Origin of the sequence: Nitrobacter sp. Nb-311A, assembly GCF_000152905.1 — a bacterium.
Lineage (GTDB): Bacteria > Pseudomonadota > Alphaproteobacteria > Rhizobiales > Xanthobacteraceae > Nitrobacter.
On the sequence record NZ_AAMY01000002.1, the window covers coordinates 1 to 16,107 of the forward strand.

At 62.5% G+C, this 16,107-nt stretch carries 14 protein-coding genes, 1 tRNA gene and 1 pseudogene; 9 read left to right on the plus strand and 7 right to left on the minus strand.

Annotated elements, in window-relative coordinates; translation table 11 throughout:
* The 4 genes and pseudogenes from exbB to NB311A_RS00020 all read left to right on the plus strand — a co-directional run.
* Positions 1-620 (plus strand): tonB-system energizer ExbB (gene exbB, locus NB311A_RS00005; protein ID WP_009796321.1); only part of this gene is annotated, 620 nt, incomplete at its 5' end.
* A 4-nt stretch (positions 621-624) separates the two neighbouring features.
* On the plus strand, positions 625-1,095 hold the full coding sequence (gene exbD, locus NB311A_RS00010) for a TonB system transport protein ExbD (RefSeq protein ID WP_009796322.1): 471 nt from the start codon (positions 625-627) through the stop codon (positions 1,093-1,095).
* 50 nt (positions 1,096-1,145) lie between these two features.
* Positions 1,146-1,892, plus strand: a complete 747-nt coding sequence (locus NB311A_RS00015; RefSeq protein WP_009796323.1) for an energy transducer TonB — start codon at positions 1,146-1,148, stop codon at positions 1,890-1,892.
* A gap of 278 nt (positions 1,893-2,170) precedes the next feature.
* A pseudogene (locus NB311A_RS00020) lies at positions 2,171-2,401 on the plus strand (IS481 family transposase); the annotation flags it as partial.
* A gap of 1,230 nt (positions 2,402-3,631) precedes the next feature.
* Here NB311A_RS00020 and NB311A_RS00030 read toward each other — a convergent pair.
* Entirely contained in the window at positions 3,632-5,191 is a 1,560-nt protein-coding gene (locus NB311A_RS00030) for a L,D-transpeptidase (protein ID WP_040673649.1), read from the minus strand.
* A gap of 260 nt (positions 5,192-5,451) precedes the next feature.
* Between NB311A_RS00030 and NB311A_RS00035 the strand changes: the two genes are divergently transcribed.
* Entirely contained in the window at positions 5,452-6,609 is a 1,158-nt protein-coding gene (locus tag NB311A_RS00035) for a D-alanyl-D-alanine carboxypeptidase family protein (protein ID WP_009796327.1), read from the plus strand.
* 133 nt (positions 6,610-6,742) lie between these two features.
* Here the strand turns inward: NB311A_RS00035 and NB311A_RS00040 are convergent, their stop codons facing one another.
* From NB311A_RS00040 to NB311A_RS21650, 5 genes are all read right to left on the minus strand, one after another.
* On the minus strand, positions 6,743-7,213 hold the full coding sequence (locus NB311A_RS00040) for a low molecular weight phosphatase family protein (protein ID WP_040673691.1): 471 nt from the start codon (positions 7,211-7,213) through the stop codon (positions 6,743-6,745).
* Between the two features lie 94 nt (positions 7,214-7,307).
* Positions 7,308-7,802 carry a UPF0262 family protein gene (locus NB311A_RS00045; protein ID WP_009796329.1) on the minus strand — a complete coding sequence of 165 codons (495 nt, stop codon included), beginning with the start codon at positions 7,800-7,802 and terminating at the stop codon, positions 7,308-7,310.
* Positions 7,799-9,094: a histidinol dehydrogenase gene (gene hisD, locus NB311A_RS00050; RefSeq protein ID WP_009796330.1), complete on the minus strand. Its 1,296-nt coding sequence runs from the start codon at positions 9,092-9,094 to the stop codon at positions 7,799-7,801. The genes NB311A_RS00045 and hisD overlap by 4 nt, the downstream gene beginning before the upstream one ends.
* 134 nt (positions 9,095-9,228) lie before the next feature.
* Positions 9,229-10,521, minus strand: coding sequence for a UDP-N-acetylglucosamine 1-carboxyvinyltransferase (gene murA / locus NB311A_RS00055; RefSeq protein ID WP_009796331.1), 1,293 nt, complete (start codon positions 10,519-10,521; stop codon positions 9,229-9,231).
* A 161-nt stretch (positions 10,522-10,682) separates the two neighbouring features.
* Positions 10,683-10,850, minus strand: a complete 168-nt coding sequence (locus NB311A_RS21650) for a hypothetical protein (protein WP_165475198.1) — start codon at positions 10,848-10,850, stop codon at positions 10,683-10,685.
* Between the two features lie 271 nt (positions 10,851-11,121).
* Here NB311A_RS21650 and NB311A_RS00060 point away from each other — a divergent pair.
* The 4 genes from NB311A_RS00060 (at position 11,122) to hemA (ending at position 15,059) form a co-directional block, all read left to right on the plus strand.
* Positions 11,122-11,196: transfer RNA gene (locus NB311A_RS00060), tRNA-Thr, on the plus strand.
* 342 nt (positions 11,197-11,538) lie between these two features.
* The gene (locus tag NB311A_RS00065) at positions 11,539-12,213 is read left to right on the plus strand and encodes an outer membrane protein (protein WP_009796333.1); all 675 of its coding nucleotides are present in this window, start codon (positions 11,539-11,541) and stop codon (positions 12,211-12,213) included.
* A 280-nt stretch (positions 12,214-12,493) separates the two neighbouring features.
* Complete coding sequence (gene bioB, locus NB311A_RS00070; RefSeq protein ID WP_009796334.1) at positions 12,494-13,519, plus strand: biotin synthase BioB; 1,026 nt, start codon at positions 12,494-12,496, stop codon at positions 13,517-13,519.
* A 310-nt stretch (positions 13,520-13,829) separates the two neighbouring features.
* Complete coding sequence (gene hemA, locus NB311A_RS00075; protein WP_009796335.1) at positions 13,830-15,059, plus strand: 5-aminolevulinate synthase; 1,230 nt, start codon at positions 13,830-13,832, stop codon at positions 15,057-15,059.
* A gap of 117 nt (positions 15,060-15,176) precedes the next feature.
* Here the strand turns inward: hemA and NB311A_RS00080 are convergent, their stop codons facing one another.
* Positions 15,177-15,827, minus strand: a complete 651-nt coding sequence (locus tag NB311A_RS00080; RefSeq protein WP_009796336.1) for a response regulator transcription factor — start codon at positions 15,825-15,827, stop codon at positions 15,177-15,179.
* Between the last annotated feature and the right edge of the window lie 280 nt (positions 15,828-16,107).

The window sequence follows — 16,107 nt, forward strand, 5'->3', positions numbered from 1 at the left end:
CGTTTGCCTCGCTGGTGACGTGGACGATCTGCATCGCGAAAATGGTGGAGCTGTCGCTTGCGCGGCGCAATCTCGGCACGGCGCTGAGGGAGATCAGCGAATCGCGGTCGCTGGCGGAGGCGCAAATGGCGCTCGGCGCAAGGGACGGCGTGCTGGCGTCATTGCTGGCTTCGGCGATGCACGAGGCGCGGCTCTCGGCCGGCATTTCCAGCGACGCCGGCATCAAGGAGAGAGCGGCGTCGAGCTTCGCCGAAATCGTCCGCGCTGAATCCCGGCGGGTTCGGCTCGGCATGGGGCTGCTTGCGACCATCGGCGCGACATCGCCTTTCGTCGGCCTGTTCGGCACCGTGTGGGGCATCATGAACAGCTTCATCGGGATTTCGAAGGCGCAGACCACCAACCTCGCGGTGGTGGCGCCTGGCATCGCCGAAGCCCTGCTCGCGACTGCGCTGGGTCTCGTCGCGGCGATTCCGGCCGTCATCATTTACAATCACTTCGCACGGGTGACGAAAGGCTATATCGAACTCGTCAGCCGGGCGTCGGGATCGGCCGGCCGGTTGCTGTCGCGCGATCTGGACCGCACCCATGGCGGGGCCATCAGTTCGCGCGCGGCGGAGTAGATCAATGGGCGCATCGATTGCAGAAGGCGGCTTCGACGACGACGAGGATTACGCTGAAGCGCACGATATCAATGTCACGCCGTTCATCGACGTCATTCTGGTTCTTCTGATCATCTTCATGGTGGCCGCGCCGCTGTCGACCGTCGATCTTCCGGTCAACCTGCCGACGTCGAGCGCGACACCGCAGAAGAAGCCCGACAAGCCGACCTATGTCAGCATCAAGGCCGACCTTGCCGTCGCCATCGGCGAGACGATGGTCAAGCGGGTCGATCTGGTGCGGACGTTGGACAGCACGCCGAACATGACCAAGGACAGTTTCATCTTCCTGCGCGCGGATCGTGCGGTGCCTTACGGCGACCTGATGGACGTGCTGGAGATCCTGCGCGCGGGCGGCTTCACCAAAATCAAGCTGGTCGCGCTCGAGGGGGTTCCGGACGCCCAATCGGTTCCTGCCGCGGCTAACGCAAAGCCCTGAACCATGTCTGAGATCGTCGTAGAGCCAGCGCCGTCCCGCGTCTTTGGGTTTTGTCAGCGGCCGCCGCGCTTGCCATCCACCTCGGCTGCGTGGCGCTGGCGGTAGCCCAGATGCAAACGGATGAGTCGGCCGAGGATCTTGGCGCGCCGGCGATCGAGATCGGACTCGATCTATCCTCGCCGCGCCGCGAGGCGACCGACCTTCCGCCCGGGCCAGACACCGACGCGTCGACGGCCTCGCCCGCGCTTGCCGAACAGAAGGCGGTCGAGAAGGAAACCGATCTGCCCAAGGACACGCCGACGGAGACCGATGATCCGGACCGGATCGTCACCGAGAACGAGTCAAAAAAGCCGGTCGAAGAGGACCCTGAGAAGGCGGAGAAGCAGACCTCGGCCTCGCAGGAATCGGCGGCTTCTGAAGCAACCGCGATGCCGAGCGTTGAAAACGCACAGGAATCGGAGCGTTCGGTGGCGCCGCAGCAAGGCACCGGCGCCAGCGCGCGCCGAATCCGGGCCACCTGGCAGAAAGAACTGGTCGCCCACCTCGACAAGCACAAGCGTTATCCGCCGGAGCACACCCAGAAGAACGCCAAGATTCTCATTAACTTCGTGCTCGATCGCCTCGGCCATGTCGTGTCGGTGAATATTGTGAAGGGATCGGGCGATCCCGTCTTCGACCAGGCCGCACTCGCCATGGTGCACCGCTCAGACCCTGTGCCCCCGCCGCCGCCGCTGATCGCGGACGAAGGATTGAGCTTTACGCTGCCGGTCGTCTTCAGGGTCAAGGGCAAGGGATGACGATCGCGAGCCTCATCCCAAGTTCGGCGTAGGCGAGGATTCAGAGACAGTACCAGCGCTCATGTCTCGTTTAGAGGCGCACATAAATCCTTTGCCAGCTATATTGTCTACGCACCACCTTGTTCAAATCCCCTACGTAACTGCCCGAGCTCAACCGACAGCTTCGTCGTGTGAACTCCTTACAAGATCCACACCCTGCTCACCGACAACGGTATCCAGTTCCGCTATCCGCCGCGCTACGCCAACGGGCCGGCCGCGCGATATATGCGCTGCCGCGAGAACGCTTGAACCGAACGATCAAGGAAGCAACCGTCAAGCGTTTTCACGACGACAGTCACGACCAGTCGCGCCGGCGCCTTCGGGATTTCATCGACGCCGACAACTTCGGCCGAAGGCTCAAGACGCTGAAGGGCCTTACCCCTTACGAGTTCATCTGCAAACAAGGGACTTCAGAACCGGACCGATTCATCATCAATCCAATCCATCAAATGCCGGGATTGAACATCTAGCGCTGACCGGCGCAGCGGGAACGCCCCATCAAGGGCATCCCAAGTTCAGACAGCGTGAGCCGGCGGGCCCGCTGAGCTTGGATGGTCAACGCCTCGCGCCAACCCGTGGCTAAACTTCCATACCCGCCGACTCTCTAAGCTCTACATCACCAAGCATAGGGCTGGTAGCAGCCGTTCCACTGGTACCCGCCCCACCCCCAACAACCGTTATAGCCCCCATAAGGATAGCCCCATCCCCAACCACCATACGGATAGCCCCATCCCCAGCCAATTAACCCGGCCGCAACAGGAAAGCCCCATCCCCAGCCGCGCCGCCATCCCCAGCGTCCTCCTCCGGCCCGCCATCCCCAGCGTCCACCTCCCCAGCGTCCACCTCTCCAGTGTCCACCTCCCCAGCCCGCGCGCCTGAACCCGCCGCCGGCGAACCCGCCTCTAAAACCTCCGGGCATTCCAGCTCTGAATCCACCACCGCCGAATCCGCCTCTAAAACCTCCAGGCATTCCAGCCCTGAATCCACCACCGCCGAATCCGCCGCCCCGGAAACCACCGCCGCCAAATCCGCCGCCACCCCTAAAGCCTCCTCCTCTCTGTGCCACCGCCTCATTCGGGGCTAGCGCGAGAGTCGATGCGACGATTGCCACGCCACTCAGGATGGCCAACACTTTTTTTCGCATTGCAAACTCCTACAGATTTGGCGTCTCGCATTGACATCGGGCCGGACTTCGACTGCGGCAGATCAATCCAATGGCCCAGCGCGACGCCCAGGACAAACACTCGACGCGTGCAGTCACATATCTTCCGGCCGCCCCAATAACGTTGGCATTGCGTTCTCGTTCCGGGAGGGTGCGGGATACGCCCTGGTCTGGGCGACTTCCGCTCGGCCCAAGACCTCGCGCAAGGACCTTCCGGTGCGCCAGTCAAGGGCGCGGATCGCCCAAAAGCACGCAACCTCCGGCCCCCCCAGCCTGCCAGATCATCATCACCATCATGGCCCCGGGGAGCGTCGACAGCCGACGCAGGCGCGGGCGCGGGCGCGGGCGCGGGGTTCGCGAAGTTGGCCGACGTACCCTACAACCGACCGCCCGCCTTGGGGGCGGGCATCCGTTGACCTAAGTTTCCGGTCGCCGAACGAGCAGCGAAAGAAGGCTCGAAGGGCGGAGCATTGAAACGATCAAGACAGCAAGCACGTTCGGAAATAGATGCAATTGAGCGACGCTACGGCGGCGAATCCTACCACCAGCCCCCTTGCATCGGGAAGAACTGACCGCCGCCCCTGCGCGTATTGCTCGGTCGGGGAATAGGACTGCGCTGAAAAAAGAAGCCGAAGCCGTCGTCTGCCTGCGGGCTACCGTTGCTCCAGCCGCCGTCGTCCGCCACGAGGACCTGGCTCGGCTTGCGCGTGATGAAGCCGCCCTGCGGCTGGTCGCTCAGCACTGCAACAAACTCCGTGCGATAGTTGGTCTCTTTGCTCAGCGGCTCGTCGGAGACGACGATCGAGGATCGCGGCAATGCGGCCGGCGCGATGCGATCGAGGACTTCCTTCGGGATGGTGATGCGGTCGAGCGCGTTTTTGGCGTCATCCCCGTTCTCGATCGTGACAGCGGTCCAGCGCAAACTCCCATCGTTCCGCGCCACCGCCGTGAACACATGCGTGCCGAGTGGTTTGCCGGGATCGCGGATCGTGACCGGGACCTCGATCGTCGCGTCGAACACCTCGCCACCTCCGTCCGGTGCCGGCTTATGTGTATTGCGCCGAACGTAAAGCATTTGCGTCGCGCGGCTGATGTAGATCGAGAACGGCTCGATCGCGAGCTTCGCATCGAGCGCCGCCTTGGCGATGTCGCCTTTTTTTGTCTGCGCCGTCCTGGCCGCTTCCTTTGCGATGCTGGCTGCGTCGAGCTTTGATTTCGCGTCGGCCTTGGCTGTTTCTAACAGGGTGTCCAGCTCCGCCGCTTTGGCAACGGCCTTTTGCTTACGGTCCTCGGCCTTTGCCCTGGCTTGATCGGTCTTGGCCGCGGCCAGCGCCCTGTCGGCGGATAGGAGCGCGGCGCCGGCCCGGGCTTTGGATCGCTCCAGCTTGCGTAGAGACGCTGCGAGCGGTGCAGACTCGCGGGCTGCCGCGGCCGCGGTCTTTTTGGCCTCATCGGCCGCCTTGGCAGCCTCCGCGGCTTCGCGGGCGAGCCTCTCGGCATTCGCCGGAGCATTTGCGACGATGTCCGCGTTCGGCACGATGAGCGATAGCGTCGGATGAGAAAAATTGACCGGAGCCGCATCGACAGGCGAGATGATCACGCGCATTCCGATCCGCGTCTTGTCGAACAGCTTCTCCGCAAAGCCATAGGGCATTCGCACGCAGCCGTGTGAGGCCGCATGGCCGGGCAGTGGCCCGCCATGCAATGCGAGGCCGTTCCATGTGATGCGCAGCATGTTCGGCATCCAGGCATCGTCATACATGGTCGAGTGGTGGTCCTTGTCCTTCTCGACGATGGCGAAAACGCCGGCCGGCGTCTCGCGTCCCTTGATGCCGGTCGATACCGGCGCGCGCAGGATCCAGCCCTCGGCGTCATAGAACGTGACCTGCTGGCTCTTGATCGATACGATTGCCATGATCGGCTCGCCTGCCTCGCGCGGCGCCGTCGTTTCAGCGGGTTGCGCGCGGCGCGCCTGTTTCGCTGCGGCTTCGGCAATCGGTGAGATCAACGTGGCGATCGCCGCGAACATCACAACGGCCGAACGCCCCCAATGGCTCATTGCGACGGCAGATCGCGCCAACTTTAATCGATTCACAATTCCATCCCCCGTCGCAGCATGTGTTTGCGGCCTTGACCAACCTCACGCACATATCCGACTCGTAAGGAACAAGCATGGTCGCAGGTGAAATTGGCACAAAACGGACAGCAAGCGTTCGCCTTCAGTTGCGCACAGGCAACACGTCGGAGAAAAAGGACGCGGTCCGCCCGGTTACGCCATTGCGCGGCTATTTTTTTGCCGGAACAATCATCGCGTCCACATCCTCGGCTATGTAATTCCGTTCCGATGAGGCTGGCCCGATGAACCCGCAACAACTTTCAACGCTCACGCCCGCGTTGCTATGGGTGGTTTTCGCGACGGGAATTTTCGGTCTGCTTGCGACCGGATCAGGGACACAGCAGACCACGGGCGCGGCGCCCTCCATCAGCATCAGCATGCCCCTTCCCCCCGCTCCGCCGGCGTTGGCGACGGCGTCGCAGCCGAGTTCTATGTCTCGTCGCGATCTGAGTCAAAATGATCTGCAAGCCTCTTCGGCATCTCATGCGACATCTCATGAAGCGAAGACCGAACTGTCGGTCGCGGATGTTGCTCACGCACCGATGCCGTCCACCGAACCCGCGCCTGTGCAAATCGCAAGCGCGGACCCGTCCGATATCGAACCTGTCGATGCCAACAAGGCCACGAAGCCCATCGAGATTGTCGGCGAGTGCGAAGTCGTGGACATCTGCATCGATCGATATTTGTGGGCGCTTTATCAACGGACTCCCAAGGAGGACACCATTAAAAAGCTTGAGCGGAGGCAGGTCATCGTCAAGCGGAAGGTAAAGGGTAAGAGAAAGACGGTGACCGTTTCCAAAGCTTTCACCAAGCTTGTCGATCAGGATTTCGGATGGAAGGATCCCAAGGCGGCGGAACGCGCCGGCATGTCGATGATGGACTATGTGATCGGCGGCATGGACCGAGTTTTCAGGCTGAAATTGTTTCGCATGCTTCATGCGGCGGAGGCGGCGGGCCTTTCGCCCGGCATCACCAGCGGATTTCGTGACGACTACCGTCAGTCGATCGCAAGCGGCCTCAAGGCGGCGAGCAACCGGTCGTATCATGGCGGCAGCTTGCGCGGCGGCTACGGCCATGGGCTCGCGGCCGATGTCGTGAGTGTCGAGGGCAGGACGCGCAACCAGCGACATGCGTCCTCGGAAAAGTTTTGGAAGTGGATCGACGCGCACGGAAAGGAATTCGGAATCGGACGCCCCTATCTCGACAGGGATCCACCCCATGTCGCACCGATCGACGGTGAGGAATATGCGAAGCATAATCGCGGCTCCAAGCAAGCGGCATCGGGCGCAAAGAAGACCGCCCTGAAAAGAAAAGCGAATCGCGTGGCCACGCGCGATCACCTGCTCCATGCCAAGCGCCCGAGAACCGCAGCCGTCTCAGCCCGAAAGCGAGTTGAGTAGCGGGATCCGGTATCAGACTTGCAGATAAAATCCGCATGCGTGGCGGCGGGTATCCCGCATGGGACGGAAAACCGGGGACGTTGAGCTGACGAGCCGCGGGGATCTTTGACTCAACCGGCTCCGTTCTCGTGAATTATTCCTTGGGTCTTGCGCCGCCCCGCGCAAAGCGCTTGCGGATACGTGACAGCAATCCGTCGCAGACGTCGCGATAGGCCTGCATACGCTGCTCGCGGCTGCCCTCGATGCTGGTGGCGTCCGGCGTCGGCCAGTATTCCACATCGGCTGCGATTGTCCGCGTCAGTTCCAGCGCCTTGTGATGGGCTTCCGGTGACAGCGTGATGATGAGATCGAAGTTGAGACCTTCCCAGTCCTCGACTTCTTCGAACGTCATCGGCCGGTGCTTCGAAATGTCCTGACCCAATTCCGCCATCACCGCAACGGCGAACGGATCGAGCTCGCCGGTGCGAACGCCTGCGGACCTCACATACAGCGTTCGCGGAAACATATGCTGCAACAGGCTCGCCGCCATCGGCGAGCGCACGCTGTTATGCGCGCAGGCGAACAGCACCGACTGGGGATTATCCACGCGCGCAGGCGCGGCCATGCGCTCAGGCCGCTTTCGTTTCGCGCGCGCGCTCCGCGCAGCCATCCCGCATGCACCGCGACAGCGACAGACGGTCCACCATTCGGATCATGCGCTATCCCTTCCAGTGCAGAACGGAGATCAGCGTGAACAGGCGCCGCGCGGTGTCGAAGTCGACGCGGACCTTGCCGTTCAGCCGCTCTTGCAGCGTGCGCGAACCTTCATCGTGGATGCCGCGCCGGCCCATGTCGATCGCCTCGATCTTGTCGGGCGTCGCGGTCCGGATCGCCTGATAGTAGCTGTCGCAGATCATGAAGTAATCTTTCACGATCCGCCGGAACGGAGTCAGCGACAACAGGTGTGTCACAACCGGCGCGCCGTCTTCGCGCCTGATATCGAACATCAGGCGGTTGCCGGTGATCGCGATGTGCAGCGTGAACGGACCGCCTTCCGCGCCTTCCGGTGCGAACAGATTCTTCTCGACGAGATCGTAGATCGCGATCGCCCGCTCGTGTTCGATATCCGGTCCCGAGCGCCCGATCGAATCCTCGTCGAGCGTGACCGCCACGATACGGTTGCGAGAATCATCCTTGGCCGGGACCTTTTTCATTGCGGATTGAGGCGGACTCCGACCGAGCGGGCATGGGCGTCGAGACCCTCGGCCTTGCCCAGCGTCATAGCCGCCGGCCCCAGCGCCCGTAACTGGTCCGGCCCGCATTTCAGGATCGATGTCCGCTTCATGAAGTCAAGCACGCCAAGGCCCGACGAGAATCGCGCCGAGCGCGCCGTCGGCAGGACGTGATTGGAGCCGCCGACGTAATCGCCGATCGCTTCCGGCGTATGCGGCCCGAGAAAGATCGCGCCGGCATTGCGGATCCGCGCCGCGAGGCTTTCGGGATCGGCGGTCATGATCTCCAGATGTTCCGCCGCGATCGAATCCGCCAGCGCCACCGCTTCATCGAGGCTCTTCACCAGAATGACGGCGCCGAAGTCCGCCCATGAAGCGCGCGCGATCTCGGCCCTCGGCAGGGTTGCGAGTTGCGCCTCCACCGCGCGCTCGACATCGGCGGCGAGCGCCTCGCTGTCGGTGATCAGGATCGACTGCGCGTTGGCGTCGTGTTCGGCCTGCGCCAGCAGATCGGCGGCGATCCAGTTCGCATTGCCGGTATCGTCGGCGATGACGAGCACTTCCGAAGGACCGGCGATCATGTCGATGCCGACCTTGCCGAATACCTGACGCTTGGCGGCGGCGACATAGGCATTGCCGGGCCCGACGATCTTGGCCACCGGCGCAATGGTCGCGGTGCCGTAGGCAAGAGCAGCGACCGCCTGGGCGCCGCCGACGCGATAGATTTCGGAAACGCCGCCAAGCCGCGCCGCGGCCAGCACCAGGGGATTGATCCTGCCCTCCGGCGAGGGCACCACCATGACCACGCGCGCCACGCCGGCGACATTGGCCGGCACCGCGTTCATCAGCACCGACGACGGATAGGCCGCCGAGCCGCCGGGCACGTAAAGTCCGACCGCCTCGATCGCGGTCCAGCGCGCGCCGAGTTCGACGCCGAGGGCGTCGGTGAAACGGTCGTCCTTCGGCAGTTGGCGGCGGTGAAAAATCTCGATCCGGTCGCGCGCCAGTTTCAGCGCGTCCAGCGTCGCTGCGTCGCACGCTTCCACCGCGGCGTCGATCTCGGCGGCCGTGAAGCGCAGTCCCGCGGCATCAACCGCAAGCCGGTCGAATTTGTGCGTCGCCTCGATCAGCGCCGCATCACCCCGCGCCGCCACGTCGCCGACGATGGCGCGGGTGGCAGCCTCGATATCGGCCGCGACCTCGCGCTTGGTCGCGAGAAACGCCTTGAAGCGCGAGGCGAAATCGGCGTTGCGGCTATCGATGCGGATCGGCATGGGAATGGTTCCGGCAGGTGTGGAACGAAGTCACGGGTCACAAGGAGACCGGCTCAGGGACACGGGCTCAATGGCGCGGCCTCAAATCGCCGTCAACCCTTTGAGACAACTCACGTCTGATTCAGTCGCGCGGATCACCGTTCGCTGATCCGTTCGATGAAGGCGCCGCACGACGATAGTTTTTTCTCAAGATGCTCGAAGCCGCGGTCGAGATGATAGACACGATTGACGATGGTCTCGCCTTCGGCGGCGAGTCCCGCAATCACCAGCGACACCGACGCTCGCAAATCCGTCGCCATCACCGGCGCGCCGCGCAGCGTTTCGATGCCATCGATGGTGGCGGTTTCACCGTCCAGATGAATGCGCGCACCGAACCGCGCCAGCTCCTGCACGTGCATGAAGCGGTTTTCGAAGATCGTCTCGGTGATGTGGGACGCCCCCTTGGCGCGCGTCATCAACGCCATGAATTGCGCCTGAAGGTCGGTCGGAAATCCGGGAAACGGCGCGGTGGAAACCGTGACCGGATTGATGCCGGCGCCGTTGCGCGCGACGCGAATGCCCTCGTTGTTCGGCGTGATGACAGCGCCCGCCTCGGTCAGCACGTCGAGCGCCGCCTGCAACAGCTCCGGCCGCGCGCCGCGCAGCAGCACCTCGCCGCCGGTCATCGCCACCGCCATCGCATAAGTGCCGGTCTCGATCCGGTCGGGCAGCACGGTGTGGCGTGCGCCGCCGAGCCCGCCGACGCCCTCGATGAGGATCCGCGGCGTGCCCGCCCCGGAAATGCGTGCGCCCATTTTATTGAGACAGTCGGCGACGTCGGCGATCTCCGGCTCGCAGGCCGCGTTGGTGATGATCGTGGTGCCTTTCGCCAGCGTCGCCGCCATCAATGCGACGTGGGTACCGCTGACGGTCACCTTTGGAAATTCCACTTCGGCGCCGGTCAGGCCGCCGGGCGCGCTGGCAATCACATAGCCGCCATCGATGGCAATCCTGGCGCCCAGCTTTTCCAGCGCCATGATCAGGAGATCGACCGGACGGGTGCCGATGGCGCAGCCGCCGGGCAGCGACACCCTCGCCTCACGCATCCGCGCAAGGAGCGGTGCGATCACCCAGAAGCTTGCCCGCATCCTCGAGACCAGTTCGTACGGAGCGGTGGTATCGATGATGTTGGCGGCCGAAATGTGCAGGGTCTGGCCCTGATATTCGTGATCGCCGGAACGCTTGCCCGCCGACATGATGTCGACGCCGTGGTTGCCGAGGATGCGCTGCAACTGCGCGACGTCGGCGAGCCGCGGCACATTGTCGAGAATCAGCGTCTCCTCGGTCAGCAGCGCAGCGATCATCAAAGGCAGCGCCGCGTTCTTTGCGCCGGAAATCGGAATGGTGCCGTTGAGCCTGTTGCCGCCGACAATGCGAATGCGATCCATACCAATTCCCGTTTTCTGTTGAAATACTTAAGACAAATCACCCCGCGCCCGAAAGCATCACGATCAGGGCGTGGTGAGGAGCTTACAGCCTGCCGGCGGGACGCGCGCAAGCCGCGTTCCGTCCGGGCCTGCCGCGCCGCGGAGGGCGAGTGGCTTCGTCGTCATTCATCCCGATGGTCCGGTTCAATGTCTTCCGTGGAAGCGGCTTGATCGGCTCGTCCGCGGGCTTGCGATTTACGCCGTTTGAGATTTTCGCGCAGCGCCGCCCTCAGCCGCATCCGGCGTCCTCCGTTCTCCGCGTCGCGGCCGGTGTCGCGTTTGTCGATCATGGTCATTTCCGTCCGGGGGTCCGGATACGCCCGCTCCGCGATCCGAGGGGAGCCGGCACCTCGATCTCAATAGACATGCGACGCGGCGGCCGCAACACAGCCTTCCCCGGCGCGATTCGTCCGCGTTGAAAAGCGAATCGCTGGCCGGCGCACCCGATTCCGGGTGATGCCGCCCCGGGAAGGGGCCTCAACTTGCGCGCCTTCCAGCCTTGTGGCAAGGATCGGCCGCCGTGCGAGTCCCTTGAAGGACGATTTTCCCGCGTTACGGCTTGCTGCCGTAGCTCAGTGGTAGAGCACTCCATTGGTAATGGAGAGGTCGACAGTTCAATCCTGTCCGGCAGCACCATTTTCCTGAAGAGCATTTCCCTGAAGAGCACGAACGACCCGGCACCGCGAACCGCAAAGGCGATTCGCATGGTTGCGGATCGAGATTCGCCGTGAAAAACGTCAACGCGTGATCAAAATTGGCGTGAAGGGGGGAAAATTAAGGCCCCATTTGGTTTTTATTAGGGCGGCATTAAGCATACAAAGTTCCCTGCCACTTCAACGGATTGCGAACGTTTCAACGGATTGCGAACGTTTCAGAGTGTGGCGTCTCAGTGACAGCTTTTTTCAGCAAATCGATTTAGGGTCCAAATGACGGGGCCGACCAACGGCTGCTCGGAACACGAATTTCCTGGAGAACGAAATGAAAAAGATTCTGCTCGCTTCTGTAGCCATTGTCGGCTTGGCCGCGATCGCACCGGCACAGGCCGCTGATCTCGCGGCGCGCCCCTACACCAAAGCTCCGCCCTATGCGCCGCCCGCGCCGATCTATAACTGGACCGGTTTCTATCTCGGTGGTCACATCGGTGGTGCCTTCGGCGGCGCGAATAACATCTTCGCACCCGGTGTTGCCTTCAACAACAACGACGGCGTGTTCATGGGCGGTGTGCAGGTCGGCTACGACACGCAGTTCTCGCCGAACTGGGTGTTCGGCTTGGAGGCCAACTACAGCTTCCTCGACACCGGAAGCTTCTTTGCTAACCGTGGCCTCGGCTCGGTGACCGGCCGGCTCGGATACACTTGGGGTCCGGCGCTGCTGTACGTCAAGGGCGGCTACGGCTGGGCTGATTCGCGCTTCACCAACGGCTTCGGAGGCAACGGCGGACGCGACGGCTATACCGTGGGTGGCGGCCTGGAATACCTGTTCACCCAGAATTGGTCTGGCAAGGTCGAGTACCAGTACTACGATCTCGGCACTGTGAACCTGGTCGCCCCCGTTGTTGCTAACTTCCGCAACGACCAGCACACCGTCAAGGTCGGCCTGAACTACCGCTTCAACTGGGGTGCTCCGGTTGCCCCGATGGCGCCGGGATACTGATAACTTCCGAACCTCACGGTTCTGAAATAGAGAAAGGCCGGCATCAAGTGCCGGCCTTTCTTGCTTTAGAGTATTATCGCTTCTGATTGAATCAGAAGCGAAGCTCTAGATTGTTATTTTGACGCGTTTTCTTCACGCGAACCGGTTTCCACTTCGCTCGAAAACGCTATAGCGGCTTGACATCATTCGCGATTCGCTCCCGCACATGGTATCTGTGCCCGAGCGGCAGACCGGTTCAAAGACCGATTCGGCATGATGTGACACACGGGAATCGCGCGCCATGGACTCAGTTTCGGTTTCGTTCGACAGTAGCCCCGATTCGATCGCGCGGCCCCGCCACGACTGGACGCGGCCTGAAGCCGAGACACTCTATGATCTCCCGTTCCCGGATCTGCTCTTTCAGGCGCAGACCATCCATCGCCGCCATTTCGATCCCAACCGCGTCGAGACCGCGAGTCTGCTCAGCATCAAGACCGGCGGCTGCCCGGAAGATTGCGGATACTGTGCGCAAAGCGCGCATTACGATGCAGGGGTGAAAGCCACCAAGCTGATGGACAGGGACGCGGTCCTTGAAACCGCCCGGCGGGCCAAGGAGGCCGGCGCCGGCCGGTTCTGCATGGCGGCGGCCTGGCGTCATCCGAAGGACAGGGATCTCGACCGGGTCTGCGACATGATCGGCGCCGTCAAGGCGCTCGGCATGGAGACCTGCGCGACGCTGGGAATGCTGACGCCCGAGCAGGCCCGGCGGTTGCAGCAGGCCGGCCTCGATTTCTACAACCACAATGTCGATACCTCGCCCGAATTCTACGGCAAGATCATCACCACCCGCACGATGCAGGATCGCATCGACACGCTCGCCCATGCACGCGAGGCCGGGCTGAAGGTCTGCTGCGGCGGCATCATCGGCATGGGAGAGCAGGTCGGCGACCGCCTCGGCATGCTGCTGCTGCTGGCGAATCTGCCGGCGCATCCCGAAAGCGTTCCCATCAACCTGTGGAACGAGGTCCGGGCGGTGCCGGTCAACGACACAGCCGAGCGACCGGATCCGATCGCGCTGGTCCGCATGATCGCGGTCGCGCGGATCATGATGCCGAAGAGCGTGGTGCGGCTGTCGGCGGGCCGGCAATACATGACCGATGAACTGCAAGCTTTGTGCTTCGTGGCCGGCGCCAACTCCATTTTCATTGGCGACCTTCTCCTCACCACGAAGAATCCGCAGACCGTGCGCGACGCGGCGTTGCTCGACCGCCTCGGCATGACGTCGCCGCTGGACGGTGCGAAGGCGCCCGCCACCTCGCTGATCTGATCGGGAACCGCCGGTCGTGGAGTAACACGCGGTTGTCCGCTCGCCGCCATGGCGCGAATGGACGCCCGGTTGCAGGGTTGCCCGACCGGAGCCGTCTCCCCGAAGCGGGTCATTACATCCCCGGTCAAGCCCGGGGACACGCTCCGCCTCGAAAACGCCATAGGGACCATTTGTGCCAGAGCAAAAATTAATGGCGATTTTTAACCCTCAAGCCGGCGCTTTTGCGGATTCCGGCTCGACAGCGCCGCTGGAAAAGCTCTAAAAAGGGTTTGATCGGTCCGGCGTCCCGGGCTTTCATCCGGATGTAGTCATGGATTATAGCAAGTTCTTCAGTAACGCGCTGGATCGCCTTCATGACGAGCGGCGCTACCGTGTTTTCGCGGATCTCGAGCGCATCGCCGGCCGGTTCCCTTACGCCACCCTGCATACTCCCAAAGGGCCGCGCAACGTCATCATCTGGTGTTCCAACGACTATCTCGGCATGGGTCAGCATCCGAAGGTGGTTGGCGCCATGGTCGAGACCGCGACCCGTATCGGCACCGGCGCCGGTGGCACCCGCAATATCGCGGGAAACCACCATCCTTTGGTCCAGCTCGAACAGGAACTCGCCGACCTGCACGGCAAGCCGGCGGCGCTCGTGTTCACGTCCGGTTACGTCTCGAACCAGACCGGCATTTCGACGCTCGCAAAGCTGATTCCGAACTGCCTGATCCTCTCTGACGCGCTCAACCACAATTCGATGATCGAAGGCATCCGGCAGTCCGGCTGCGAACGCGTGGTCTTCCGCCACAATGATCTGGCCCATCTCGAGGAGCTGCTTCGCGCCGCCGCCCCGGATCGTCCGAAGCTGATCGCCTGCGAAAGCCTGTATTCGATGGATGGCGATGTCGCGCCGCTTTCGAAGATCTGCGATCTCGCCGAGCGCTACGGCGCCATGACCTATGTCGACGAGGTGCACGCCGTCGGCATGTATGGGCCACGCGGTGGCGGCATCGCGGAGCGCGAAGGCGTCATGCACCGCATCGACGTTCTCGAAGGCACGCTCGCCAAGGCTTTCGGTTGCCTCGGCGGCTACATCGCCGGCAATTCCGAGGTCATTGACGCCGTGCGATCCTATGCGCCGGGCTTCATTTTCACCACCTCGTTGCCGCCGGCGATCTGCTCCGCAGCGACCGCCGCAATCCGGCATCTCAAATCATCATCCTGGGAACGTGAACGCCATCAGGAGCGGGCAGCGCGCACCAAAGCGAGCCTGATCGCAGCCGGCCTGCCGGTGATGGTAAGTTCGACGCACATCGTTCCGATTTTCGTCGGGGACCCCGAGCGCTGCAAGCAGGCCTCTGATATGCTGCTGCACGACCACAACATCTATATCCAGCCGATCAACTATCCGACCGTCGCCAAGGGAATGGAGCGGCTGCGGATCACGCCGTCGCCTTACCACGACGACGCGCTGATCGATCAGCTGGCTGAAGCGCTGCTTCAGGTGTGGGAGCGTCTCGATCTGCCGCTGCAAGCGAAGTCCATGGCAGCCGAGTAACGAGCGGTCCACTTTAGAGCGTTTTCGAGCGAAGTGGACACCGGTTCGCGTGACGGGATCGCGTCAGACCAAAGTCACATAGCGTCGCTTCCGATCCCGTCTTAGAAGCGTAGAGGTTCAGGAAGCGGAAAGCCGCCGCCATGCGCCCGCCTCTGAGAACACGATCCGGATCAGATCGGCAGTGTTCTTCGCGCCGAGCTTGTCCATGATCCGCGCGCGATGAACCTCGACCGTGCGCGGACTGATCCCAAGTTTTCTCCCCACCTCCTTGTTCGAGGCGCCCCTGGCCACCTGAGACAGAACCTCGCGCTCCCGGCAGGTCAGCAAATGGCGGCCGGGGAAATTGGCGAGGCCGTCGCTCTCGCTCCCTCGGGTCTCTCGCCACATCTTCACCGCGGCACGAACACGGTCGATGATGGCATCGGAGGAAAACGGCTTCTCCAGAAAATCGAGCGCGCCGTATTTCATGACCGCGACAGCCATCGCGATGTCGGCCGCGCCCGAGATCACGAGGATTGGCGAGACAATTTTTTCGTCGGCCAGCCTGCGCAGGACATGAAATCCCGATTCACCGGGAAGATGCAGGTCGAGAATGATACAGGCGGGAGGCGCGCTACGCACCGCCTCAAGGAATGAAGCGCCGTCGCCAAAACCTTGCGCGGCATATCCCTCGATTTTCAAAAGGAGGACCAGCGTTTCACGTACCGACACATCATCGTCGACGACAAAAACCGGAACATCCGGCACAAAGGACAGAAGCTTTCCCATTCGCGGCTTCCTTACTGAGTCCCTCACCGGCTTCGGTGAAGTCTCACTTTTTTTGACCTGACGCGTTTTCTGTACGAACCGGCATTCATCCTCGGTCCACCCCGAGGACACGCCTCACGAGAAAGCGCGATAGCGAAAGGCGAGTACCACAACTTATACGTGTATAATCTGATTCGTTCGGGTCGGCAAATCCATCGTGATCGCCACCGCTCATCGGCCGCATGGCTTCCTCGGCGAACCGCGGCGGCAGACCAAAATTCGAGTCGAATGTTTTCAGCGG

Coding starts and splice junctions, on each gene's coding strand:
- exbD (WP_009796322.1), top strand. CDS start 625: ATGGGCGCATCGATTGCAGAAGGCGGCTTCGACGACGACGAGGATTAC.
- NB311A_RS00035 (WP_009796327.1), top strand. CDS start 5,452: ATGAACCCGCAACAACTTTCAACGCTCACGCCCGCGTTGCTATGGGTG.
- NB311A_RS00040 (WP_040673691.1), bottom strand. CDS start 7,213: ATGGCCGCGCCTGCGCGCGTGGATAATCCCCAGTCGGTGCTGTTCGCC.
- NB311A_RS00045 (WP_009796329.1), bottom strand. CDS start 7,802: ATGAAAAAGGTCCCGGCCAAGGATGATTCTCGCAACCGTATCGTGGCG.
- hisD (WP_009796330.1), bottom strand. CDS start 9,094: ATGCCGATCCGCATCGATAGCCGCAACGCCGATTTCGCCTCGCGCTTC.
- murA (WP_009796331.1), bottom strand. CDS start 10,521: ATGGATCGCATTCGCATTGTCGGCGGCAACAGGCTCAACGGCACCATT.
- NB311A_RS21650 (WP_165475198.1), bottom strand. CDS start 10,850: ATGATCGACAAACGCGACACCGGCCGCGACGCGGAGAACGGAGGACGC.
- NB311A_RS00065 (WP_009796333.1), top strand. CDS start 11,539: ATGAAAAAGATTCTGCTCGCTTCTGTAGCCATTGTCGGCTTGGCCGCG.
- bioB (WP_009796334.1), top strand. CDS start 12,494: ATGGACTCAGTTTCGGTTTCGTTCGACAGTAGCCCCGATTCGATCGCG.
- hemA (WP_009796335.1), top strand. CDS start 13,830: ATGGATTATAGCAAGTTCTTCAGTAACGCGCTGGATCGCCTTCATGAC.
- NB311A_RS00080 (WP_009796336.1), bottom strand. CDS start 15,827: ATGGGAAAGCTTCTGTCCTTTGTGCCGGATGTTCCGGTTTTTGTCGTC.